20 protein-coding genes and 1 pseudogene are annotated in these 22,857 nt (G+C 66.9%); 10 read left to right on the top strand and 11 right to left on the bottom strand.

Going from position 1 to position 22,857, the window contains the following annotated elements; genetic code table 11:
- The first annotated feature begins 60 nt into the window (after window positions 1-60).
- On the top strand, window positions 61-885 hold the full coding sequence (locus tag KXD98_RS14845) for an alpha/beta fold hydrolase (protein ID WP_260759145.1): 825 nt from the start codon (window positions 61-63) through the stop codon (window positions 883-885).
- Here the strand turns inward: KXD98_RS14845 and KXD98_RS14840 are convergent.
- Complete coding sequence (locus KXD98_RS14840) at window positions 876-1,274, bottom strand: nuclear transport factor 2 family protein (RefSeq protein ID WP_260759144.1); 399 nt, start codon at window positions 1,272-1,274, stop codon at window positions 876-878. The genes KXD98_RS14845 and KXD98_RS14840 overlap by 10 nt on opposite strands.
- 159 nt (window positions 1,275-1,433) lie before the next feature.
- Between KXD98_RS14840 and KXD98_RS14835 the strand changes: the two genes are divergently transcribed.
- The 5 genes and pseudogenes from KXD98_RS14835 to KXD98_RS14815 all read left to right on the top strand — a co-directional run bounded on the left by KXD98_RS14835 (window position 1,434) and on the right by KXD98_RS14815 (window position 3,832).
- A complete protein-coding gene (locus KXD98_RS14835; RefSeq protein ID WP_260759143.1) occupies window positions 1,434-2,345 on the top strand; it encodes a manganese catalase family protein in 912 nt (303 codons plus the stop codon).
- Between the two features lie 102 nt (window positions 2,346-2,447).
- A pseudogene (locus KXD98_RS14830) lies at window positions 2,448-2,774 on the top strand (alcohol dehydrogenase catalytic domain-containing protein); the annotation flags it as partial.
- Window positions 2,775-2,824: 50 nt separating this feature from the next.
- Window positions 2,825-3,022 carry a hypothetical protein gene (locus tag KXD98_RS14825; protein WP_260759142.1) on the top strand — a complete coding sequence of 66 codons (198 nt, stop codon included), beginning with the start codon at window positions 2,825-2,827 and terminating at the stop codon, window positions 3,020-3,022.
- 67 nt (window positions 3,023-3,089) lie between these two features.
- On the top strand, window positions 3,090-3,476 hold the full coding sequence (locus KXD98_RS14820; RefSeq protein WP_260759141.1) for a hypothetical protein: 387 nt from the start codon (window positions 3,090-3,092) through the stop codon (window positions 3,474-3,476).
- A gap of 20 nt (window positions 3,477-3,496) precedes the next feature.
- Window positions 3,497-3,832: a hypothetical protein gene (locus KXD98_RS14815; protein ID WP_260759140.1), complete on the top strand. Its 336-nt coding sequence runs from the start codon at window positions 3,497-3,499 to the stop codon at window positions 3,830-3,832.
- A gap of 2 nt (window positions 3,833-3,834) precedes the next feature.
- Here the strand turns inward: KXD98_RS14815 and KXD98_RS14810 are convergent, their stop codons facing one another.
- Together KXD98_RS14810 and KXD98_RS14805 are read right to left on the bottom strand one after the other, a co-directional pair.
- Window positions 3,835-4,314, bottom strand: coding sequence for an SRPBCC family protein (locus tag KXD98_RS14810; RefSeq protein WP_260759139.1), 480 nt, complete (start codon window positions 4,312-4,314; stop codon window positions 3,835-3,837).
- Between the two features lie 43 nt (window positions 4,315-4,357).
- Window positions 4,358-5,347 carry an SDR family NAD(P)-dependent oxidoreductase gene (locus KXD98_RS14805; protein WP_260759138.1) on the bottom strand — a complete coding sequence of 330 codons (990 nt, stop codon included), beginning with the start codon at window positions 5,345-5,347 and terminating at the stop codon, window positions 4,358-4,360.
- A 139-nt stretch (window positions 5,348-5,486) separates the two neighbouring features.
- Here KXD98_RS14805 and KXD98_RS14800 point away from each other — a divergent pair, with 139 nt between their 5' ends.
- The 3 genes from KXD98_RS14800 to KXD98_RS14790 are packed head-to-tail and all read left to right on the top strand — an operon-like array spanning window position 5,487 to window position 9,225.
- Entirely contained in the window at window positions 5,487-7,484 is a 1,998-nt protein-coding gene (locus KXD98_RS14800) for an ecdysteroid 22-kinase family protein (RefSeq protein ID WP_260759137.1), read from the top strand.
- A gap of 58 nt (window positions 7,485-7,542) precedes the next feature.
- Window positions 7,543-7,959, top strand: coding sequence for a pyridoxamine 5'-phosphate oxidase family protein (locus KXD98_RS14795; RefSeq protein ID WP_260759136.1), 417 nt, complete (start codon window positions 7,543-7,545; stop codon window positions 7,957-7,959).
- 12 nt (window positions 7,960-7,971) lie between these two features.
- Window positions 7,972-9,225: a DUF4010 domain-containing protein gene (locus tag KXD98_RS14790; RefSeq protein WP_260759135.1), complete on the top strand. Its 1,254-nt coding sequence runs from the start codon at window positions 7,972-7,974 to the stop codon at window positions 9,223-9,225.
- Window positions 9,226-9,247: 22 nt separating this feature from the next.
- Here KXD98_RS14790 and KXD98_RS14785 read toward each other — a convergent pair whose 3' ends face one another.
- Window positions 9,248-10,021: an enoyl-CoA hydratase/isomerase family protein gene (locus tag KXD98_RS14785; RefSeq protein ID WP_260759134.1), complete on the bottom strand. Its 774-nt coding sequence runs from the start codon at window positions 10,019-10,021 to the stop codon at window positions 9,248-9,250.
- A 97-nt stretch (window positions 10,022-10,118) separates the two neighbouring features.
- On the opposite strand from KXD98_RS14785, the gene KXD98_RS14780 reads away from it, so the two are divergent.
- Window positions 10,119-11,777: a cation:proton antiporter family protein gene (locus KXD98_RS14780; protein WP_260759133.1), complete on the top strand. Its 1,659-nt coding sequence runs from the start codon at window positions 10,119-10,121 to the stop codon at window positions 11,775-11,777.
- Here KXD98_RS14780 and KXD98_RS14775 read toward each other — a convergent pair.
- The 7 genes from KXD98_RS14775 to KXD98_RS14745 all read right to left on the bottom strand — a co-directional run bounded on the left by KXD98_RS14775 (window position 11,736) and on the right by KXD98_RS14745 (window position 22,684).
- Window positions 11,736-12,464 carry a TetR/AcrR family transcriptional regulator gene (locus KXD98_RS14775; RefSeq protein ID WP_260759132.1) on the bottom strand — a complete coding sequence of 243 codons (729 nt, stop codon included), beginning with the start codon at window positions 12,462-12,464 and terminating at the stop codon, window positions 11,736-11,738. The genes KXD98_RS14780 and KXD98_RS14775 overlap by 42 nt on opposite strands.
- 17 nt (window positions 12,465-12,481) lie before the next feature.
- Window positions 12,482-13,972, bottom strand: coding sequence for a sodium:solute symporter family transporter (locus KXD98_RS14770; protein ID WP_260759131.1), 1,491 nt, complete (start codon window positions 13,970-13,972; stop codon window positions 12,482-12,484).
- A gap of 67 nt (window positions 13,973-14,039) precedes the next feature.
- Window positions 14,040-15,074, bottom strand: a complete 1,035-nt coding sequence (locus tag KXD98_RS14765) for an isopenicillin N synthase family oxygenase (RefSeq protein ID WP_260759130.1) — start codon at window positions 15,072-15,074, stop codon at window positions 14,040-14,042.
- Between the two features lie 11 nt (window positions 15,075-15,085).
- Complete coding sequence (atzF, locus tag KXD98_RS14760; protein ID WP_260759129.1) at window positions 15,086-17,572, bottom strand: allophanate hydrolase; 2,487 nt, start codon at window positions 17,570-17,572, stop codon at window positions 15,086-15,088.
- Entirely contained in the window at window positions 17,569-21,177 is a 3,609-nt protein-coding gene (gene uca / locus KXD98_RS14755; protein WP_260759128.1) for an urea carboxylase, read from the bottom strand. The genes atzF and uca overlap by 4 nt, the downstream gene beginning before the upstream one ends.
- On the bottom strand, window positions 21,174-21,824 hold the full coding sequence (locus tag KXD98_RS14750) for an urea amidolyase associated protein UAAP2 (protein WP_260759127.1): 651 nt from the start codon (window positions 21,822-21,824) through the stop codon (window positions 21,174-21,176). Before KXD98_RS14750 ends, uca begins: the two co-directional genes overlap by 4 nt.
- Entirely contained in the window at window positions 21,821-22,684 is an 864-nt protein-coding gene (locus KXD98_RS14745) for an urea amidolyase associated protein UAAP1 (RefSeq protein ID WP_260759126.1), read from the bottom strand. Before KXD98_RS14745 ends, KXD98_RS14750 begins: the two co-directional genes overlap by 4 nt.
- Window positions 22,685-22,857: the final 173 nt, after the last annotated feature.

The raw sequence follows: 22,857 nt of genomic DNA, 5'->3' as shown, positions 1-22,857 counted from the left end.
CGGCGCGCGGGTCGGCACGCGGCGGTGTAGGTTTCTCGGTGGAGCGACGAGGAGGGCGCCATGCCGACCGTGCTGACCAGCGACGGTGTCGAAATCTTCTACAAAGATTGGGGGTCGGGTCGGCCGCTGGTGTTCAGTCACGGTTGGCCGCTGTCCTCCGATGACTGGGACGCCCAGCTGATGTTCTTCCTGGAGCGGGGATATCGCGTGGTGGCACACGACCGGCGTGGGCACGGGCGCTCCGCGCAGGTCGCCGGTGGGCATGACATGGACCATTACGCCAACGACCTGGCCGCAGTCGTCGAGCACCTCGATCTACATGACGCCGTGCACATCGGTCACTCCACCGGTGGCGGAGAGGTGGTGCGTTACCTGGCCCGCCACGGCGCCGAGCGCGCGTCCAAGGCCGTGCTGATCGCGGCGGTCCCGCCCCTGATGGTCCGGACTGACTCGAACCCCGAGGGGACACCGAAGGCGGTGTTCGACGATTTTCAGACGCAGGTCGCGACCCGTCGCGCCGCGTTCTACCGTGCCGTCCCGGAGGGCCCGTTCTACGGTTTCAACCGCGAGGGTGTCGAGCCCGTCGAGGGCTTCATCGCGAACTGGTGGCGGCAGGGCATGATGGGCGGCGCAAAGGCGCATTACGACGGGGTGGTCGCGTTCTCGCAGACCGACTTCACTGATGACCTGAAGAGGATTCAGATTCCGGTGCTGGTCATGCACGGCGACGATGATCAGGTGGTGCCTTACGCGGCTTCCGCACCGTTGTCGGCGAAACTTCTGCCCAACGGGACACTCAAGACGTACAACGGTTTTCCGCACGGGATGCCGACCACCCACGCCGAGGTGATCAACGCCGACCTGCTGGAGTTCATTCAGTCCTGAGGCTGGGCGGCCTCGCGCTGGATGCGCTCGAATTGTGCCCCCATCGCCTCGGCCAGCGCGGTGGCTGCCGAGAGTGGCCGCACCATCACCATGAAATCGTCGATGAGGCCGTCGTCGTCGACGTGCAGGAAGTCGCAGCCGGTGAGCTTCTTGCCCGCCACGGTCGCCTCGAAGACCAGAGCGTGGTCGCGACCGTTCGGATCGCCGATCTCGCGTAGGTAGCGGAAGTCCTCGAAGACCCGCATGACGGCGCGCAGAATCGCCGCGGTCATCGGCTTACCCGAGTAGGGCTTGAAAGCGACCGGGCTGGTGAACACCACGTCCTGGGCCAACAGTGCTTCGATGGCGGCCGGGTCACGAGCCTCGACCGCCTGCCGGAATGCGTGCATCGCCCGAGTCTAAGCGGCGCCCAGCAGGCAGCGGAAAAACTGCCCCCCGATCTGGTTTAGCGCGCTGTGCTCGGGTATTTGGGAGCGTGTCGGGCCGCTGAGCAGATGCACCCGGGCAGCCGGTCTATCCGTACTCGTGCCCGCGAAGGGGAGAACAAGATGTTCCGTCACACCGATTACATGCAATTCGACGCCAAACCGGAAAAGCCGGACCCGATTTATGCGCGCAAGCTTCAAGAGCTGCTCGGCGGTGCGTTCGGCGAGATGACCGTCACCATGCAATACCTGATGCAGGGCTGGAACTGCCGGATGAAGGGGAAGTACAAGGACCTGATCATGGACGTGGCCACCGAGGAGATGGGCCACGTCGAGATGATCGCCACCATGTGCGCCCGGCTGCTGGAGGGCGCCCCGGCCACCGATGCCACCCAGAACGCGCTCGGTGATCCGGTGGTGGCCGCGGTGATGGGTGGCATGGATCCGCAACAGGCAATCATCTCCGGTGGCGCCCCCACGTTGTCCGACAGCCAGGGGTCCCCATGGAACGGCAAGTTCATCGTCGCCTCAGGAAATCTGCTGGCCGACTTCTATGCCAATGTCGCCGCCGAAGCTCAAGGGCGAGTGCAGACCGCCCGGCTGTGGCATATGACCGATGACCCCGGTGTCAAGGCGATGTTGAAATTCAACCTGGCTCGCGACACCTACCACCAGAACATGTGGCTGGCCGCGATCGAGGAACTGCAGGCCGACGGTCTGGAAGGTGTGGTGGCACCCGACGACCTGTTCGACGAGGAGTTCGACGAGCACGCCAGCACCCTGTGGCATCTGTCCGATGGCGCCGACGCCGACAAAGGTCGCTGGGCACATGGACCGCTCAAAGACGGTCGCCATATGGGCAAGTTTCTCGCTGATCCGCAACCGCTCGGTGATCTGCAGTCGGGCCCCCCGCCGGACCCCAAGCTCTACGTCACCTACGACGGGAACATGGGCGAACCGCGTACACCGGCGTTCGGAACCGAGAAGGGCGTCGTAGGCAAGCTCAAGGACGCCATCGACCCGGACAAGACGTGAGCAGCTCGCCATGAATAGGGGCGGGGCGTCGGCTGGGGGCGGCATGACGCCCCGCCCCGCCCCCACTGGTCGAGATACGTTCGCAACGGCAGGAGAGCGGTAGTGAAGGCCATGGCATATCGCGGCCCGTACCGGGTTCGGGTCGAGGAGAAAGACATTCCGCAGATTGAGCATCCCAATGATGCGGTCCTGCGGGTGCAGCGCGCAGCAATCTGCGGCTCGGATCTGCACCTGTACCACGGTCTGATGCCCGATACCAGGGTCGGCCACACGTTCGGCCACGAGTTCATCGGCGTCGTGCACGAGGTCGGATCCTCGGTGCAGAACCTCAGCTCCGGGGATCGGGTCATGGTGCCGTTCAACATATTCTGCGGGTCTTGCTACTTCTGCGCGCGAGGACTGTACTCCAACTGTCACAACGTCAATCCCTGCTGTATGCCGACCGCATCGACGTCGCCGAGCAGCGTGTCGCGGCGCTGTTGAAAGGCAAGCCCGACAACGTGATCGGTGAGCTTGGACTCAAGGCCGAGTTCACCCGCGGCGGAGTGCGGTCCCGAGTCGGGCGCGGACGCACAGATGTCAAGCATCTGTGGATGGATCCGTTGGTCGTCGCCGCGCCGTGGCTCGTTCTGGCAGGGGTCGTCCTGCGTCTGTCGCGCAAGCGGCGCACCGACTGAGGGGTTTCGCTGTCGGCCGCGACGGCTATGGCTCCCTACGAAGTTCGCCCCAACGAAGGAGATGACCATGAGCACCGATGATGTGGGCGGCACTACCGCCAACGACCTGGGCGGGGCCGAGGACATGCTCAGCCCGATGGAGTCGACGGACCCCGACGACATCCGCAACGCCGACGGCGACGAGGTTGTCGATCCTCCCGAGGATTGGAGCGGCGCGGACAAGTACGGCATGTCCTCCGAGGAGCAGCGTCAGGGTGACACGCTCGACGAGCGGCTGGCCGAAGAGGTGCCGGACGTCTCAGCCGATGGTGTCGACCCAGGCCATGGCGTCGACACCGCCGCCGACAGTGACAACGCCGTTCCGGATTCCGAGGCCGTCGATCCGGGCAGCCACCAGGGTCAGGTCGGCGGCGCGCCTGAGGACGGCGATCCCTTCTTCCAGGTCGTCGAATAGGACGGGAGCAGCTACCAGCCATGTCAGAGCAGCACGAACTTCCGATACCCGACTACGACCAACTCGCCATCGGGGACCTGCAGCACAAGATCCGGTCCCTAACCGCGGAGGAACTCGGGGAGGTGCTCAACCACGAGGCCGGCCATGCGGCTCGGGTTCCGGTCCTGGAGATCCTCGAAGCGCGCCAACGCGAACTCGAAGCAGGAGCTCAACCTTCGCCGGGAAACCCGGCCAGGGCCCCTGGCGTGGATTCGACACCCGGCGGATCCCCGGTGCAGCAGAAAACCGCCGCGCAGGCCAGCACGCCGCTACGCCATGGAGTGGCTGATCAGACACCCAAGCGGGGGCGTCCCTGACCTCAGGGCACCGCCTCGGGCCGGCGCTCGGCCATCGCCGCGAGGCGCCAGGTGGTCTCTCGGTTCCGTGGGTACACCAGTGCCAGCGCCGCGGACTGGGGTAACCAACGCATCGGTGCGGTCACCGGAATCTCGGACATCTCGATACGGCAGCCCCCGCCGGGGAGATCATGCAGCTTCAACGTGATGCGCGCCTTGCCGAACGGTCGCCCATTGGCGATCAGTACCAGTTCTCGGCCGGGATCGCAGGAGTCCACTACCGTGCTGTCGTTGATCAACGCGGGCCATATGCCGATCGAATGGTGGATGGTGCTCGCGGGTTTGGGCCAGTTTGGGTCGACGGCACGCATCCGGCTGTTGCCGACCACCCACTGCGAATAGGTCCACCCGTTGGCGACCACATCCCAGACCTGCTGGCGTGAAGCGGAGGTGTCCCGCTCGACGACCAGCGAACTGCTGATCTCGTCCGGTTCAGTCTTCATCGAATCTTCGTTACCCGCAGCACGGGCCGGTAAACCCGGCGGGTCAGAGACGCCCGAGGCGCCGCAGCCCGGTCACGGTGTCGGCGATGGTCTCGGCGGGGTCGCGCTGCGTCACACCGAGGTCACGCCGGCTGGGCGAGTCGTCGGAGGCGGGCATCTGGGTGTAATACTGCATGGCCGCCGAGTCGATGGGGGTGTCGAAGGGCAGATGGGCGCCGATCAGGTCCATGATGCGACCCGCGCTACGTAGCGCGACATCAGGCACCGGGTAGACAAAGAGCGTCTGTCCGGCTGCCGCGCCGATCGTCTTGGCCAGCTCGCCGACCGCAACCCGTTGTCCGCCAGCCATATAACGGCGCGGACCGCGGCCGGGTTCGAGCAGTGCGACGTGCAGGTCGGCCAGGTCACGGACGTCGATGACGATCCACGCGGCGCTGCGGCCGGGCACACCGCGCATCTTGACCGATGCTTCGACACCCTCGGCGGCCTCCCCGAACTGTTCGCCGGCCGGTGGACCCAAAACCATTCCGGGATAGGTGATGGTGACCGGGGCGCCGGCGTCCTGCAGCCCGCGCGCGTAGGCCTCGACGGCGGCCTTGGACCGGCCGTATCCGTCGGTGCCGCCGACAACGGGCAGGTCGGCGTGCAAAGTGTCGAGGTCTGGCTGGAACAGCGCGGTAAAACTCGACACATGCACGATCGGGTCCAGCCCGGCGGCCACCGCGCCGCCCAGGACGTTGCGGGCACCTTCGAGATTGGTGTGCAACATCTCGTCGGCGCGGTCGGGGTCGGTGGACACCATTGCCGCACAATGGATGACGGCATCACAGCCGTTCAGTGCGGTCGTGGTCGACGAGGCGTCGGAGATGTCGCCGAGGACATGGTCGCTGATGTCGGCGCCGATGAAGGCGGCACTGGCCTGAAGCCGGGCGGCGTTGCGCACGAGGAATCGGACCTGGTGTCCGGCCTGCTGTACCGCCTTGGCGGTCCATGCACCGACGAACCCGGTGCCTCCGGTGATCAGTACTTTCACGATCGCGCTATACCCGTTTTGCGCGCTCCATCACCCCGGCAGACCCGTCGTCACACACCTGTCGCCCACCTTGTTGACGGGCGTCAACTTTTTCGCGAGATCGGCTTTGCGCGTGCGGGCGGTGCTATACGTTGGCCGGGTGTCTTCCTCGCTGCTTCCCCGGCTCATCGAAACCGTCGACGATCTGAGCTCCGAGTGGCTCACCGCGGTGATCGGCGAGGGCGCGGTGACGGGGTACACCGTGGACCGCATCGGCACCGGTCAGATGAGCCAGTGCTACCGGGTGGGCCTGCATTACGCAGATGGCGAGACCGGTCCGGCGGCGGTGGTGCTCAAGATCGCCGCCCCGGACGGCAGCAGTCGCCAGACCGGTGCCTCGATGGGACTCTATGAACGCGAGGTACGGTTCTACACTGACATCGCGCCCAGGGTCCATGGCGCGGTGGCGCACTGCTACCACGCGGCCTACGACCCGGACAGCGGCGCATTCGATCTTGTGCTCTCCGATGCCGCGCCGGCGGTGGCCGGCGATGAGATCCGCGGTGCCACTCCAGAGCAGGCGCGCCTGGCTCTGCAGCAGGTCGGCAACATCCACCGACGACTGTTGGGCGACGACACACTCGAAGGCGCCGCCTGGATCAACCGCGAATCGCCGGTGACCCAGGACCTCGTCGCCGCGCTGTACGCCGGGTTCATCGACCGCTACCGAGATCGGATCTCCGACGAGCACCGCGCGGTGTGCGAGCGGTTCGTCGAAGTCTTCGACGAATATATGGACACGCAGAGTAGTTCCGACGCGCCCCGCGGGCTCGTGCACGGCGACTTCCGGCTCGACAACATGTTGTTCGGCACAGCCGGCGCCGAGCAGCCACTGACGGTACTGGACTGGCAGACCGTCACGTGGGGCCCGGCGTTCAGCGATGTCGCGTACTTCCTGGGCTGCGCGCTGCCGGTCGCGCACCGCCGAGAGCAGTACGACGAACTGCTGGGTGTGTATCACGAAGCGCTGGGCCCGGATTCGGGGGTGACGATCGACGATGTGCGTGACGGTGTCCGGCGGCAGAGCTTCTTCGGCGTGCTGATGTCCATCGTGTCGCCGATGTTGGTGGAGCGTACCGAGCGAGGCGACGAGATGTTCATGGCGATGATCGAACGACACTGCCAGCATGTCCTCGACACCGATGCCCTGTCGATCCTTCCCGAACCGACGGTATCCGAACCGCTGCAACCCACCGCACACGACGAAGGCCGACATCAACCGACCGACGAAACCCTCTGGAGTGAGAGCTGGTACTTCGATTTCGTCGACGCCGCACAGAACATCGGCGGCTGGATCCGGCTGGGGCTGATCCCCAATCAAGGGCACGCATGGATCAATGCCCTGCTGTGCGGTCCGGATATGCCGACCGTCGCGCTACTGGACTTCAAGGCGCCGCTGCCGGTCGACCACACCCAGACGCGCACCGCGGGCATCGAGCTGGCGTTCGACGTCGTCGAGCCGTTGCGGACCTTTCGGGTCACGGTCAGTGGGCGGGGGCAGGCGTTCGACGATCCGGAGGAGTTGTTGGACGGGGGAGCCGGCCGGGCCGTCGACGTGGCCATGGACCTGACGTGGCACACCGCCGGTAGGCCGTACCGATATCGGGTGTCCCCTCGCTATGAGATCCCCTGCAAAGTAACAGGTTCAGTTTCCATCGATAGCTCCGTCTACGACTTCAGCAAGGTGGCCGGCCAGCGGGACCATTCGTGGGCTGCGCGTGACTGGTGGAGCATGGACTGGGTCTGGAGTGCACTGCATCTCGATGACGGCACCCACCAGCACGGCGTCGAGATCCGCATTCCCGGAATCCCGCCATTATGCGTCGGGTATCTGCAGACTCCGGACGGACCCCTTCTCGAACTGCACAAGGTCAGTCCCGAGAGCACCTTCGCCGGTGAGCTACCGGTGCGGATGCAGTTGACCTGTGCCCCAGGTGATCTGGTGGCGGCCTTCGAGGTGCGCGGTCACGCGCCGGTGCTGCTGACATCAGATGACGGCCGGTTGAGTCGGTTTCCGCGCGCTTGGGGCACGGTGACCACCGCCGACGGACGCACGGGGGTCGGCTGGGTGGAGTGGAACCGCAGCCAGCAGTCCTAGCGCTGCGGTTGAACCGTCGGGGTGGAATGCGACCGCAGTCACAGCGGTTGCATCGACCATGGCGAAGATGACGAATGACGAGCGCGAGCGTTTCCTGGCCGATGTCCACGTCGGTGTGATTGCCGTCGAGCGCAAGAATCGGGCGCCGTTGGCGGTGCCGATCTGGTACGGCTACCAACCGGGGCAGGAGGTGCTCTTGTGGACCGAAGCGGAATCGCTCAAGCACAGGTTGATTCGGTCAGCGGGCCGGTTCGCCCTCACCGCGCAGGACGAGCAGCCGCCATACCGGTTCGTCACCGTCGAAGGTGAGGTCACCGGAATCACCGATGCCGACGACGAAGTGGTGCGCGCGCTCGCGGTGCGCTACCTCGGCCGCGAGGCCGGGGATCAGTTCACCGACGAGAACCTGACATCCACCTCGATCGTGATTCGGATGCGTCCGACGCGTTGGCTGAGCGAGGATTATTCGACGTAGGTAAGGAGCGTCGTGACCTGGCAGCTGATCGAGCCGTTTCTGATAGCACTGGCCATCGGCTTGCTGCTGGGGCTGGAGCGCGAACGCAGCCGCAGCACCCGATTACCCGCCGGGTCGCGGTCCTTCGCACTGCTGGCGCTCGTGGGTGCGGTCGCTGCGAGTTTTGGTGGCGCGGCAGTGGCGTTCGGACTCGTCGGCGTCGCGGCGGTGATGGCGTTGGCGTACTTTCGTACCAGTTCCGAGGATCCCGGCACCACCACCACGATCGCCGCGCTCGTCGCCTACATGCTCGGCGCGCTCGCGTACACCCGCCCGGGGTTGGCGGTGGCGCTGGCCGTGGTCGCCGCCGCTCTGCTGGTGTCCAAGGCCCGCATCCACCATTTTGCCCGCGACATCATCAGCGAGGTCGAACTCGAAGATGCCATCAAGTTCCTGGTCGTGGCGTTCGTGGTGTTACCGCTGCTGCCAGATCGTGAGCTCGGGCCCTTCGGTGTGCTCAACCCGTCGAGGATCTGGCTGCTGGTGGTGTTGCTGACTGGCATCAGCTGGATCGGCTACATCGGTGTGCGCGCGCTCGGTCCCCAACGCGGCCTGCTGGTCACCGGGCTGGCCGGCGGGTTCATCTCGGCCTCGGCGACGACGGCGTCGATGGGGCGGCTCTGCCGGACGGCCAGGAGTATGCGAGCACCGCTGGCCGCGGCCCTGGTGGCCAGCCTTGCGACGTTTCTCCAACTACTGCTGGTCATCGGTGTGGTCAGCCCTGACGTGCTCGGCCGCCTGTGGCTTCCGGTTGTCGCGGCCGCGGTGGTACAGGCAGCGGTGGTGGCCGTGGTCTACCGCAGCGGCGGTCTTCACGACCGTGCCGCCGAGGGTGACCGTGTGGAGGCGACCATGCCCGCCGGTCCTCCGTTCGCGTTGTATCCCGCCCTGGTGCTGGCCGCGGTATTGACCCTGGCGCTGCTCGTCGGCCGGTGGGGCTCCGACATGCTGGGGGCACAGGGATCGGTGCTCGCGGCGGCGGCGGCAGGTTTGGCCGACGCTCACGCCGGTTCGATGGCTGCGGCGAGTCTGGCCGCCCGTCACGACATCACCGTCGACACCGCCCTGGTCGCCATTGCCGCCGCGCTGGGATCCAATCTGCTGGTCAAGGCGGTACTGGCGTTCGTCGCCGGGGGTCGGCGGTTCGGGACCGGATTCTGCGCGGGCATGATTGCGCCGGCAGCCGTCTTCGGCGTAACGATGGTTGCCGTGGTGCTGGCGCGCTGAGCGGCGCGCCCAGAACTGCGCGTCAGCGGCCCCGCCAGTCCGGTGTGCGCTTCTGCTGCCACGCCCGGATTCCCTCGATGACATCCTCGGTGGCTCCGACAACCTTGCGCATGGTTTCACCGAAGCGCACCGACTCGATCCAGCCCATGTCGGCGGTCCGCCAGGCAACCTCCTTGGTGGCGCGTTGTGCCAGCGGAGCTGCTTCGGTGAGCGTCTTGGCCCACTCCCAGGCGGCTGCCTGCAGCGCGTCGGGCTCCACCAGTCGCCAGACCAGGCCCACCTCCTTGGCCCGCTCGGCGCTCATCGGCTTGCCGGTCAACAACAATTCCATGGCATTGGCCCAGCCGATCCGCGGAGGAAGCCGAATGGCCCCGACGATGGTCGGGGTGCCCAGCGTCACCTCCGGGAACGAGAAGGTGGCTTCAGTGCTGGCAATCACGAAGTCGCAGAACAACACTCCGGTCAGACCGTAACCGATACACGGGCCCTGAACAGCGGCGATGGTCGGCTTGAAGAGCTCCATCCCGCTCTCGAAACTATTGATGGTCGGCTTTTCCCAGAAGGTGCCGCCGAACGTGCCGACGACACCCTCGCCGTCGCGGAGATCACCACCGGCACAGAACACGCTGCCGTTGGCCGTCAAAATGCCGACCCAGGCATCTTCGTCGTCGCGAAACTGGTCCCAGGCGGCGTTCAACTCCGCGCGCACGGCACCGTTGATCGCGTTGCGCGCCTCCGGTCGGTTGAGGGTGATCGTCGCGATATGGTCGCGAAGCTCATAAGTGACGAGACTCATGACCGCACTGTAGTGATCGTGTGGATACGAGTAGATGACCACCAAGATCTAGGCGACACTTCTACGGAGCCGCCGACGGCCTGGAAACGGGGGAGCAGTGACCGCGACAGTCGTCGCCATCTATCTCGTCATCACGTTCGGGCTGGGCGGGCTCGCCCTGGCGTTGCGTCTTCCGCCGCTGGTCGGTTTCCTGGCTGCGGGGTTCGTTCTCAACGCCATCGACGTCGAAGAGATGCCGCAACTCGACGTGTTGGCGGACCTGGGCGTCACCCTGTTGCTCTTTGCTATCGGTCTCAAGCTCGACGTGCGCATCCTGTTGCGCCGCGAGGTGTGGCTGACCACGTCGGCCCACATGGCGATCAGTGTCGTCCTCGGCGGGGCGGCGCTGTGGTTGGCCGCGGTGGCCGGGTTGAGCATGCTGTCAGGACAGAGTGTGCGAACGATCGCGCTGCTCGCCTTCGCCATGTCGTTTTCCAGCACGGTCTTCGTCGTCAAAGTTCTCGAAGAGCGGGGCGAGTCACATTCGCTCTACGGCCGCATCGCGATCGGCATCTTGGTGTTGCAGGACATCGTGGCGGTGGTCTTCCTGACCGCCACCAGCGGCCACCTGCCCAGTCCGTGGGCGCTGGCGCTGGTCGGCTTGTGGCCGCTGACCTGGGCGGTGCGCAAGATCTGGAGTCGCCTGGGTCATGGCGAGATGCAGTCGTTGTTCGGAATCGTGATGGCCTTGGTTCCCGGCTACGCGCTGTTCACCGCGGTCGGGCTCAAGGGTGATCTCGGTGCGCTGATCGTCGGTGTGCTGCTGGCATCGCATCCGGCCTCCGCCGAACTGGCCCGCTCGTTGTTCCACATCAAAGAACTGCTCCTGGTGGGCTTTTTCGTGTCCATCGGCCTGACCGGGCTACCAGATCTCCCGACCCTCACGGTCGCAGTGGTGATGTTGCTGCTGCTGCCTTTCAAGGCGATCTGGTACGTCGTGCTGTTGTCGCTGATGCGGTTGCGGTACCGCACCGCGATACTGGCCGGGCTGAGCTTGATGAACTACTCCGAGTTCGGGCTGATCGTGGTGTCGGTCGGGGTCTCGGTCGGACTGCTGGCCGAGGCATGGTTGGTCGAGATGTCGATTGCGGTGGCGTTGAGCTTCATCGCCGCAGCGTTGGTCAACGGACGCGGCCATCTGATGGTGGAGAAGATCGCGACGCGGCTGCCGGCGCAGGACGAGCACAGACTGCACCCCGAGGAACGTCCCGTCGATGCCGGCGATGCCGAGGTGGTGGTGATCGGGATGGGTCGGGTCGGTGCGGCTGCCTATCAACGCCTTACCGAGCACTACGGGTTGCGGGTGATCGGCGTCGACTACGACGCCGCGCTGATCGGGCGACATGCCGACAACGGACTTCGGGTGGTCGAAGGAGACGCCACCGACCTGGATTTCTGGAACCGGCTGCGGCGCTCCGATTCGGTGCGAATGGCGGTGTTGGCCACGCCCCGGCACGGCTCCAATGTCAGTGCGCTGGAATGCCTTCGCGAGTCCGGCTTCAGCGGCAAGGTGGCTTCGGTGGCCAGATACGACGACGAGGTGCAGTGGGCCAAGGACAACGGAGTCGACATCGCCTTCAACGTCTATGCGGGTGCCGGTCTGGAACTGGCCGATCAGGTGGGCGCAGTCGACGCCGTCACCGAGGATGAGAGCGGCGGGCGGACCGAGATCGGGTCAGGGCGCCGCGACGGTGAGCTCGTCGATGACGGCGAGTGACGCGGCCCGCAACGTCGTCCAGTCCCCACGCCACCCCAAGGCGTGGACGGCGAGATCGGCGGTGCGCTGAGGCTGATCGGAGCCGCCGAGTCCGTCAGCCCTGAGGTTCGGCAGCGTCTCGACGAGGCGGAACACCACGTCTTCGTCCATCGTGATGTCCAGTGAGCCGGTCGGCGGCGGGCCCAGGCCGGTGATCACCCGGTGCGCCAGGTCGCGATAGGAGTCACGTAATTCGGTTCGCTGAGAATGGAATTCGATGAACCGCGGACTGCGCACCTCGGGCAGCAGGTAGAGAATACCGACATTCCACGGACTCTCCCAGAGCAATCGGCAGTCCAGCAGGGTCAATGCGCGCAGCAACACCGCCGGCGGCTCGGGTCGTGCCCGCAGCCGCTGAGCCGCCGTCAGCGACGAGATGACTGTTCCGCTGAGCAGCGCGGCCAGGATGTCGTCCTTGGTGCGGAAATGGTGATACAGCGAGGCTTGGCGGATCCCGACCGCCTCGGCGATCTGACGTGTCGAGGTCGCCGCCACGCCCAGCGTGGTGAACAGTTCGGCTGCCGCGTCGAGGACTTCGTCGCGGGCGGTGGCGCCCGGACGCTTGCGGCGCTCGAGGCGCGGGCGGCCGCTTGTCGGGTTGCGCACGTGTCGATCCTGCCACGCAGACTCCGACACGTGCGCAACCATGACAGCGCTCGGCTCGATCAGGGCCGGGCCGGGATGAGATCGGCCGCCGGCGCGTCCGCCGCAGCCGGGGTTTCCAGCGGGGCAGCCGGCACCGCAGTACGCAGCGCGACCACCAGGTAGGCAACCAGCGACGCCGCGGCGGCCCCCAAGGTGCTCCACCCGTCCACCGCGCTCGACACCGTGTCGTTGGCCACGTAGAACAGCGTGTTGTCCACCCCGTAGATAGTCGGCGTCAACACGAAGAAGGACAGACGCACGCTGATGCCGACCACGATCGCGGCCGCCGCTGCAGCTGCACCGCCCCGGGACCAGTAGAGCCCCAAGATGAAGGGCACCACCAGACTGGCCAGCAGCAGATCGAAGGCCAACGTCAACAGGATGCCGGTCTGTGGAACCCGCAGCGCGACCACGCCGGCCAGCGCGGCGATGGGCAGCGTCATCCACCGCGTCGCGGTCAGGATGCGCCGCGTCATCACCATTGCGCCGTCGTCGACCCGGAACACGTTGCGCACCAGAACCGAAGCTGTCGACAGCAGGATGCCACTCACCGTGGTCAACGTGGCAGCGACCAGCCCGGAGATGACGATGATCGCCAACCACGTCGGCGCGAACTCGCCCAGCAGGGTGTACAGGATGGGTCCGTCGCCCGCGGCGTCGCCGACGATGCCGACCGCCGCGAGCGCGACGAACGACAGCGGCAGGCACAACACCAGGATGCCGCCGGCAGCCGTGAAGCAGGCGCGCTGCGCCGCGCCGGGGCTGGCCGCCGAGAACACCCGCTGCATCAGGTCGATTGCCACCAGGTTGCCCAGGCCGAGCGCAATGATCGTGGCCCAGTTGATCACCGCCCCCGAGTCGGCCGAGGTCAGCTGGTCGAGATTACCGATACCCATACCCTCCGGTGCGCTGAAGCCGTGGGTGGATGCCACCCAGGTCACCAGCGCTGCCACCGCCACGACGTTGACCACAACCTGGGCAACACCGGTGTAGACGCTGGCGAACATGCCGCCGGTGATGGTGTAGAGCAGGGCCAGTGGGATGGTCAGCAGCACACCGACGGTGTAGGAGACCCCGAGGAAGCGGTTGAGCAGGAAGCCGATTGCGACCAGATTGCCCGCCAGCAGAATCACGAAACTGCCGACGGTCAGCCAGGACGAGACCATCTCGATGGCCGGGCCGAAGCGTCGCCGAAAGTATTCGGGCAGCGTCACCACTTGGGTGGCGCGCAAGCGCTTGGCGAAGAACAGTCCCATCAGCAGCAGGCACAGCGCCAGCCCGATCGGAAGTGCCGCGCCCGCCCAGAAACCGAACGCCGCAGACAGATCCGCGTTGCCGATGGTGGCGTTGGAGTCGACAGGCTGGGCGATGAGCACCGCGGCGACCAGAACGGCCGACAGGGTGCGCCCGGCGACAAGGTAGTTGGCCGAGTCACCGCGTACGCGGCGCATCGAGATCAGGCCGCTCACGGTGAGAATGACAAGGAAGATGGCGACGCCGGTGATGATCATGGCGGAACTCCAGATGGACGAAGGGAACGGGAGTACCGGCGTCGTTGCCGGAGAGATGCGATCGAAATCAGCTGTTGCTGAGGGCCTTACGGCCGAAGGTGGACAGCGGTTGCGCACCTTCGGGCAGAGTCACCTCCCCTCGGGCCAAGCGGTGCTTGAGGTATCGAAAGCTCTGCACGGTCTGGGCGAACAGGTGTTCCCCGGCGATCACCGGCGGCTTCACCGGCTTGCCGTTGTCGACGAAGGCAGGTAACGGTGCGACCTCGGTGTCATGGTCGACGTTGACGAACAGCGGGAAGGAATACCGCTCGGCGCTCACCTTGCGGACCCGGTGGGTAGTGGCGACGAACTCACCGTTGGTCCAGATCTCGAGCAGGTCACCAATATTGAGCACGAATGCATCCTCGACGAGCGGGACGTCGACCCAGTCGCCGGCGGGGTTGAGCACTTCCAGGCCCGGTGCGGTGGGCCGCAGCAGTGTGAAGCACTCGTAGTCGGTGTGAGCGCCGATGCCCGGGCGATCGGCTGCCGTCGGGTCGTAGGGATAGTGGATCAGGCGCAGCTGTGACGGGGGTGCGGTGACATGGCGGTCGAACCGGTCGGCGGGTTCGCCCAAAGCTACCGCGAATGCGCGCAACAGAGAACGCGAAAGCGCGAATACTGTTTTGTACCAATTCATCACGGCTTCTCGGAAGCCAGGGAGGTCGGGCCACTGGTTGGGCCCGAGCAGCGGATGGCCGGCCAGGTACCGGGGATCGTCGGCGGGCAGGTCGATGGCGACGTCGAAGGCCTCCTTGGTGTCGGTGGTGCCTTCGGAGAAGACCTCTTCACCGGGTGGGACGTAACCGCGGTGGTTGGTGGATTGCGCGATGTGCACGCGATTCTTGTCTTCGTCGGGCAGTGAGAAGAACGCTCGGGTGTGTTCCAGCAGAGCCTCGAACAGCGCGGGACTCACACCGTGGCCGACGAGTTGGGCGAAACCGATGGTGCGGGCCGCATCCCCGAGTGCGCGCACTGCTGCGTCATATCGGGGCCCGGACTCCTCACTGAGCGCGGTGATGTCCAGAACCGGTACATCGGTGAAATCTCGGGTGGATGTCATCAGCGGAGGCCTTATCGGGTCAGAAGGTGGTCGGAGTGCTCAACGGTCACCGCCCACCGACGGCGGATCGCGGCGCCGCTGGGTGAGCGGTCAGCGACGGTCAGGTCCGGACCGTCGCGCTGGGGTGCCAGGTCATCACCGACCCGGAACGGCAGGGACGACCGAGTGATCCGCCAGGTGTCGCCGTCGACGATCCCCACCGAGATCTCCAGATCCAGTAGTGCGCGCGCCTGCTCCAGATCAGCGGCGGCGATCGCCGTGTGCAATGTGACCCCGTCGCCGGGACGGCTTGTCGCATCGCGTCCACGGACGTAGCCGAACCGGTCGCCGACGCGCAGCAGCATGCCGGGCCGGCCGGTCTCGTCGCCCAGCGTCAGTTCGCAGCCAACCCCGGCCGACGTCGACTCCTCGACCCAGTCCTCGTGATACTCGCGACCCAGACCGGTTTCGACCACCACATTGCCGACCCGGTGCAGTCGTCCGCGGTCGGGTAGCCGCTGGGGCGGATGCAGGTCGACGGTGCGCTGCCAGGTGAACTCGTCGCCGTCGCCGAGCAGGGTCCCGGCGAAGGCCTCCTGCCGGCACAGCGCCAGCAGATCGGCACGGGTCAGCTCGACCAAGGAGGTTCCGGTGAGCACGGGCATGTCCGCGGGCGTGCGCAGATCGACATAGAGTTCGGCGCCTTGCAGCCACTGCACATCGGTGGTGGTGTCGACTGCCTGACCCGGCTCGACGAGCGCATCGCGCCGCCAGCAGCGGTGGGTGAGCTCGTCGCGACCGACGTATCCGCCCGGTGAGGTGCGGCGCAGATATCCGGGCCAACTGCCGTGGTGGGAGATGTCGGTACCGGCCTGCCAGGCGTCCTGAGCGCAGCCGAATCCGATGACCTCGGCGCCGTCGGCCAGGGTGACCCGCCCCAGGGACATCGGTGTGGGCAAGTCGGCAAGAAAGTCTCCCAGCATCGCGGTGCTGATCAGCCACAGTTCGCCGGCGATGCTCATGCCCGTCTCGGCCCCGACGCGCACCAGCCCGGGTTTGGTCGGTTCGGTGTCCAGTCGTGCCATCCGGTATGACGGCGCGGTGCGGGTCGGCCCGCACCAGCGGGCACCGCGCTGCTCGAGCTGCCAGGCCAGCGGATGACCGCGCAGATGCGCGCCCACGACCAGCAGCGGGGTGGCTGCCAGTCCTGCCCGCACCGGCCACGGGGTCGCCGGAGCGGTGCTCCCGGTGGCGTCGATCAGTCGGTGGGCCAGGTCGAGTGCGACGACGTCTTCTCCGGCGCGGGCGACGACGCTGAGACCGAATTGCGCTCCCTGCGAATCGGTCCCGCCCGGCACAGCCACGGCGCACAGGTCCATCAGGTTGCAGAAGTTCGTGTAGGTTCCCAGCCGCGAGTTCACCGCGACCGGGTCGGCGGCTACGTCGGCGATGCGGGGATGTCCGGTCGTGGTGGGGATCAGCAGCGCGTGGCAGTCGCCGAGCTCGGCCATTGCGGCGTCGGTGAACTCGGCCAGGGTCACGCGGTCGCGCAGCAGCCGGGTGGCCGGCACTGCTCCGGCGGCGGAAATGATGGTCGCCACTGACGGGTCCAGGACGTCGTCACCGCGATGCGTGTCGACGAATCGGCCGACCGCATCGTGGCGTTCGGCGACCAGACCGCCGTCGTAAAGCAGGCGGGCAGCGGCCAGGAACGGAGTCAGATCGATCTCGATGAGCTCTGCCCCGGTGTCGCCCAGCCGCTCACAGGCGGCCTGGAACATCTGCGCCCACTCCGGAGCCAGAGCCGGAAGGGCCCGCGGCACCGCGACTCGCGGCGTGGCCGGAGCGGCCAGCGGAGCGTGGGGGGAGAAAGCGCGGGCTCCGCCGGCGATCACGCCCATCGCCGCATCGGCAGTGCCGAGGTCGCGGGCGAACACGGTCACGCAGTCGTAGGAGCGGCATGCCGGGACCACTCCGTCGGTCGGGACCACGCCGACCGTCGGCTTGATTCCGACGATGCCCTGCAGCGCCGCCGGTACCCGGCCCGACCCCGCGGTGTCGGTGCCCAACGCGATGTCGACGAGTTCCAACGCCACCGCCACCGCCGAGCCCGAGCTCGACCCGCCGGAGATGTAGTCGGGTCGGCGCGCGTCGCGCACTGCGCCATAGGGGCTTCGGGTGCCGACCAGACCGGTGGCGAACTGGTCGAGATTGGTTGCTCCGATCACCACAGCCCCGGCGGCCCGCAGCCGTGCGACCACAGGTGCGTCGGTGCTCGCCGGTTCTGTCGCGTAGCCGGGGCAACCGGCCGTGGTGGGTATCCCGGCGACGTCGATGTTGTTCTTCACTGCCGCGAGCAGACCGGCCAACGGCAACTGCGCCCCGGATCGTGCTGCGGCATCGACTGTCCGAGCCTCGGACAGCGCGTCGGCCATGGGCCGCAGGGTGATCCAGATCTCGGGACGGTCTACCGCGGCGATCCGGGCATAGGCAGCGCGAACGCGCTCGACTGCGTTCACGGCCGTTCTCCGGCGCCGACGATCACCAGGGGAGTGCCGGGATCCACCAGATGTCCTGCCGAAACCAGGATTTGGGTCACCACCCCGTCGGAGGGCGCACGCAGGACGGTCTCCATCTTCATCGCCTCCAACGCCAGTAGCGGTTGTCCCGCTACCACTTGGTCGCCGACCGAGACGTCGACTTTCCACACGCTCGAGGCGAACGGTGCGTCGACGCGGTGATCACCCTCGTCGAGCACCAACTTGTCGGTGCGGGCTGCCGCGCTGGAGGCTGCGCGTTCGGCGCGATCGAACTCTCCGGCAGCGGCCCAGGCGGCCCGCTCTGTGGCGAAGGCGGCACTCTGCCGGGCCCGGAAGGCGCCGATGTCCTCGGCATTGTCGGCAAGGAACCGCTCATGGTCGGCCAGCGAGAACACACCGTCGGTGATGTCGATCGAGCCGCGGCCGGCGGCGATGTCGGCCCGCAACTCCAGCAGCTCCTCGGCCGAGACCGGATACCACGAGATGCGGTCGAAAAATCTTAGCAGCCACGGACTTCCCGGCTCGAACGGCGGCGTGTGGCGGTAGCGGCTCCACACCTGTGTGGTGCGACCCACGAACTGGTATCCGCCCGGACCCTCCATGCCGTAGATGCACAGATAGGCGCCGCCGATCCCGACAGAGTTCTCTGCCGTCCAGGTTCGGGCCGGGTTGTACTTCGTGGTGACCAACCGGTGGCGCGGGTCCAGCGGGGTGGCCACCGGAGCTCCGAGGTAGACATCGCCGAGCCCCAGTGTCAGGTACTGGGCGTCGAACACGGTGGTGCGGACATCGTCCTCGCTGTCCAATCCGTTGATGCGCCTGATGAACTCGATGTTGGAAGGACACCACGGTGCGTCATCGCGTACGCCGGAGGTGTAGCGGGCGATCGCCTCCCGGGTGGCCGGATCGTCCCAGCTCAGAGGCAGCCGAACCCGCCGGCTGGGTACTACCAGTTCCGAGGCTGCCGGTAGCTCGTCCTCGATGTCGGACAGCAGGCCGAGCAACCGCGGGATCGACAGCTCGTCGGGGTCCACGTGGACTTGCAGCGAGCGGATCCCGGGCGTCAGATCCAGAATTCCGGTGGCGGCGCCGTCGAGACGGGTGTGCAGCGCGTGCACCCGCGCGCGCAACGCCAGATCCAGCACGATATCGCCGTATTCGACCAACACGTTGTCGTCGCCGCTGCGGCGGTAGGTGACATCCGGCGCACCGTCGACACCCGACCGGCGGGCCAGCACCCCATCGTCGCCGTCACCGGTCCGGGTGACGTGCAGGGCGGCCGCGCCGCGGGACAGGCCGAGTTCCCGGCGGGACGGAGCATCCGAGGTGCGCACCGGCACGAAACGCACGGTGTCACCAGGCCGCAACTGGCCGAGTTTCCAGCGCTGCGCCGCGATTACGGTGACGGGGCAGACGAAACCACCCAGACTCGGACCGTCCGGGCCCAGCAAAATCGGTGTGTCGCCGGTGAAGTCCAGCGCACCCACGCTGTAGGCGTTGTCGTGGATGTTCGACGGGTGCAGCCCCGCTTCACCACCGTCGGGGCGCGCCCACTGCGGTTTGGGTCCTTCCAGGCGCACCCCGGTACGGGCCGAGTTGAAGTGCACCCGGTAGCGCGCCTGGAACAGGGTGTCGATGTCGGCACGGGTGAAGAACTCCGGTGCGCCGTGCGGCCCCTCGGTGACCGCAAGCTCCCAGTCATTGGTCAGCGCGGGCCGCACCTCGGGAGGGACCGGACCGACCCCCGGCTTGCTGCCGGCGTCCGGAGCCGGGGCGTGGGTACGCAAGACGTCTCCGGTCACCAGCTCGCGTCCGCCGTGGCCGCCGAACCGTCCCAGGGTGAAGGTCGAAGCGCTGCCGAGATAGCAGGGCACATTCAGTCCGCCGGCGAACAGAACGTAGGTGCGCAATCCCGCTGCGGCGGTGCCGATGTCGAGCACCGCGTCCGCTGGAATCTCGACGGGCTCCCACATCGGCACCGGGGTGCCGTCGACGGTGACCAGGCATTCGGCGCCGGTGACGCAGACCGTCGTGCAGTGGGTGACCCGCAGCGCCGGGCCCGAGGCGGTGCACTCCAGGCCCGCGGCGTGATCGGGGTTACCCAGCGCGCGGTTGCCCAGCCGGAAGGACAGATCATCCATCGGACCGCTGGGCGGCACCCCGACCTGCCACAGGCCCACCCGGCCCGGCACGTCCTGCACTGTCGTCATCAGTCCCGGCCGCTCCACGGTGATCCGCGGCCGCGGATCGGACACCTCTGCCAGTGTCGCGGTACTGTGTCGGGCAGCGCGCACGTCGGTGTGCTCAATTGCGGCACAGAGTAATCCGGTGTTGACCTCGATACCGTGCAGCTCGGTGTCCGCCAACGCCCGCCGCAGGCGGCTCAGCGCGTCGTCGCGGTCTGCGCCGCTGGCGACGACCTTGGCCAGCAGGGGGTCGTAAGACGAGGTGACCTCCGTGCCTTCGGTCACCCACGAATCCACCCGGACGTCGGCGGGGAACCGGACCGCTGTCAGGATTCCGGTGCTGGGGCGGTAGTCGCGCGCCGGGTCTTCGGCGTAGATGCGAGCCTCGATGGCGTGACCGGTGGTGGGGACCCTGCCGCTGGGGTAGGCGTCGAGCATGGCGGTGTCACCGAGCGCCAGGCGCAGCATCCAGCCGGCGAGGTCGACACCGGTGACGGCTTCGGTGACCGGGTGCTCTACCTGTAGGCGGGCGTTGACCTCAAGGAATGACGCCTCCTGCCGCACCGGGTCATAGATGAACTCCACGGTGCCCGCCGATCGGTAACCGACCGCGGCAGCCAGCGCCCGCGACGAACGGTGCAAGTGAGTGCGGATCTCGTCGGGAAGTGCCGGGGCGGGAGCTTCTTCCACGACTTTCTGGTGGCGGCGCTGCAGCGAGCAGTCTCGATCACCGAGGCTGACCACCCGTCCACTGCCGTCGCCGAAGATCTGCACCTCGACGTGGCGGGCGTTGTCGACGTACCGTTCGACGAACACGCCGGCAGAGCCGAAGCTGCGTTCGGCCTGAGCCACCACCCGTTGGTAGGCGGTGCGCACATCGTCTGCATCACGGCAGATGTGCATGCCGATGCCACCGCCGCCCCCGGTGGCCTTGAGCATCACCGGATACCCGATGCTCTCCGCGACGCTGACCGCCTCGTCGGTGCCATCGAGCAGGTCGGAGCCGGCGAAGACCGGCACCCCCGCGGCGCGGGCTGCCGCGCGCGCAGTGTGTTTGGACCCGAAGCGGCGCAGCTGCTCGGGCGTGGGACCGGCAAAGCTGATTCCGGCTGCTTCCACAGCTGCGGCGAAATCGGCGTTCTCGGAGAGGAATCCGTATCCCGGGTGAACGATCGTCGCTCCGGTCTGGGCTGCGGCGTCGAGGATCGTGTCGATACGCAGGTAACTTTCCCGAGGGATGGCCGGGCCGATCCGCACGGCTTGGTCGGCGAGGTGTACGTGAGGTGCGCCTCGATCGGCGTCGGAGAACACCGCCACCGAGCGCAGGCCCAGCGCACGGGCGGCACGGACCAGGCGCACCGCAATCTCGCCGCGGTTGGCCACCAGCACCGACGTCATGCGTCGTCCGCCGGCCGGGTCACGATCATCTGGACCGGAGTCGGATCGAAAGCGTTGCAGGGGTTGTTGATCTGCGGGCAGTTGGAGACCAAGACCAATGTGTCGACCTCGGCGCGCAGCGCGACGCGCTTGCCCGGGGCCGACAACCCGTCGACGATGCCCAGAGCCCCATCGGGATCCACTGGCACGTTCATGAACCAGTTGATGTTGCTGGCGAGGTCACGAGCGCCCAGACCCCAGCGCGATCCCTCTAACAGGAAGTTCTCCATGCAGCCGTGCTGGGCGCGGGTGTGCTGGCCGTAGCGCAATGTATTGGACTCCTTGGAACACGCACCGCCGAGGGTGTCGTGGGCGCCTACCTCATCGGCGACGACGGTCATCAATGCCTCGCCGGTTTCGGCGCGCAGCACCGAATCCATGGTCAGGGTGATGCGACCCTGCCGGCGGATCGTCTCGGGGGCGCTGTAGCGCAGTCGGGTGTCGCCTGCGGCATAGAGCAGGCAGTCCACCGCCTGGTTTCCGGCGAGATCGACGATGGTCAGCACGTCACCCGCACTCACCACGGCCGACCAGGCGGCTCGGGCGGGAACGTACTGGTCGAGGATGATGGTCCCGGCGACAAGGGGTTCGACGGTAGCGGTGCTCACAACTGTCCTCTCGCGGTGAGGTCGGCCTCGGTGTTGGCGATGGCTTGCCGGTGTTCGGGTCCGAGCGGGCCCACGAGAGCTCCGCGTACCAGCCGTTCCAGGTCGGTGCGGGCTGTCCACGCGTGCACCGACAGCGGTGAACAGGTGAATGTCGGCCGGGGATCAAGTGGGTGACTTGTGTTGGCCAGCAGCACGATTGCATCGACATGCAGGAGCAGGTCGACCGTCGCGCCGGGGCCGGCCGAGCCGAGCCAGCTGAATGTGCCGGCACTGTCGACACGTACGCCTTTGAAGAAGGAGACCGACGGTGGCACATCACGGCTGTCGAGGCCGTGTTTGAGAGCGCCGAGGGTGAAGAGTTCCCGCCCGGCAGGAGCTCCGGACTCCGGTGCGGCTGCGGCGTAGCGTTCCAGATTTCCGGCCCGGGTCGAGGTTCCGGTCAACGCGTCATGGTTGCCGGAGGTATCGGAGACGATGGTGGCCATGACACGGCCGAATCCGCTGAGTAGCGGGTGACCGGCCCCGAGGTAGGCCTGCCAGGGCACCTTGACGGTGTCGGCGACGTTGAGCCGCTCGTGCGGTGAGTCCGCGCGGTGCAGCAGCAGATGAGCGCAGGCGTCACCGTTGGTGTCGGTGAGCCGGATCCGGGTTCCGCGGGCCAGAACCGCGGTCGTGTAGCCGCCTGGCGCAACGCATTCCGACCACACCAGTTGCTCGGAGGGGATGTCGCCGGGTACATCCGGGGACGTCGAGGCCGGAACGTGACGCATGAATTCGGCGGTACGGCCGTGCTGCGCGCGTGCGTGGTCGCGGGCACCTGCTGTGGTGGCCGTGCTGGATATGGTGTCTGTGCTGGTCACGGACCTCTCCCGCTCATTGCCTGCCGTTTCTGTCGTTTGACAGTTTTGCGCAGCAGGCGCGGGAGATGGTTGCCGCGGCGTAACCGAATACGCCGCGGCCGTTAACAGTGGACTGCGTTTGTTTCTTTCAGGTGACAGGTATTCGCCGCGCGGGCACGACGACTATGGCCCCC

The sequence above is a fragment of the Mycobacterium sp. SMC-4 genome (genome assembly GCF_025263265.1).
Taxonomy (GTDB): Bacteria; Actinomycetota; Actinomycetes; order Mycobacteriales; family Mycobacteriaceae; genus Mycobacterium.
This window is presented reverse-complemented; position numbering and strand designations above follow the sequence as displayed.

Coding starts and splice junctions, on each gene's coding strand:
- KXD98_RS14845 (WP_260759145.1), top strand. CDS start 61: ATGCCGACCGTGCTGACCAGCGACGGTGTCGAAATCTTCTACAAAGAT.
- KXD98_RS14840 (WP_260759144.1), bottom strand. CDS start 1,274: ATGCACGCATTCCGGCAGGCGGTCGAGGCTCGTGACCCGGCCGCCATC.
- KXD98_RS14835 (WP_260759143.1), top strand. CDS start 1,434: ATGTTCCGTCACACCGATTACATGCAATTCGACGCCAAACCGGAAAAG.
- KXD98_RS14820 (WP_260759141.1), top strand. CDS start 3,090: ATGAGCACCGATGATGTGGGCGGCACTACCGCCAACGACCTGGGCGGG.
- KXD98_RS14815 (WP_260759140.1), top strand. CDS start 3,497: ATGTCAGAGCAGCACGAACTTCCGATACCCGACTACGACCAACTCGCC.
- KXD98_RS14810 (WP_260759139.1), bottom strand. CDS start 4,314: ATGAAGACTGAACCGGACGAGATCAGCAGTTCGCTGGTCGTCGAGCGG.
- KXD98_RS14795 (WP_260759136.1), top strand. CDS start 7,543: ATGGCGAAGATGACGAATGACGAGCGCGAGCGTTTCCTGGCCGATGTC.
- KXD98_RS14785 (WP_260759134.1), bottom strand. CDS start 10,021: ATGAGTCTCGTCACTTATGAGCTTCGCGACCATATCGCGACGATCACC.
- KXD98_RS14775 (WP_260759132.1), bottom strand. CDS start 12,464: ATGGTTGCGCACGTGTCGGAGTCTGCGTGGCAGGATCGACACGTGCGC.
- KXD98_RS14770 (WP_260759131.1), bottom strand. CDS start 13,972: ATGATCATCACCGGCGTCGCCATCTTCCTTGTCATTCTCACCGTGAGC.
- KXD98_RS14765 (WP_260759130.1), bottom strand. CDS start 15,074: ATGACATCCACCCGAGATTTCACCGATGTACCGGTTCTGGACATCACC.
- uca (WP_260759128.1), bottom strand. CDS start 21,177: ATGACGTCGGTGCTGGTGGCCAACCGCGGCGAGATTGCGGTGCGCCTG.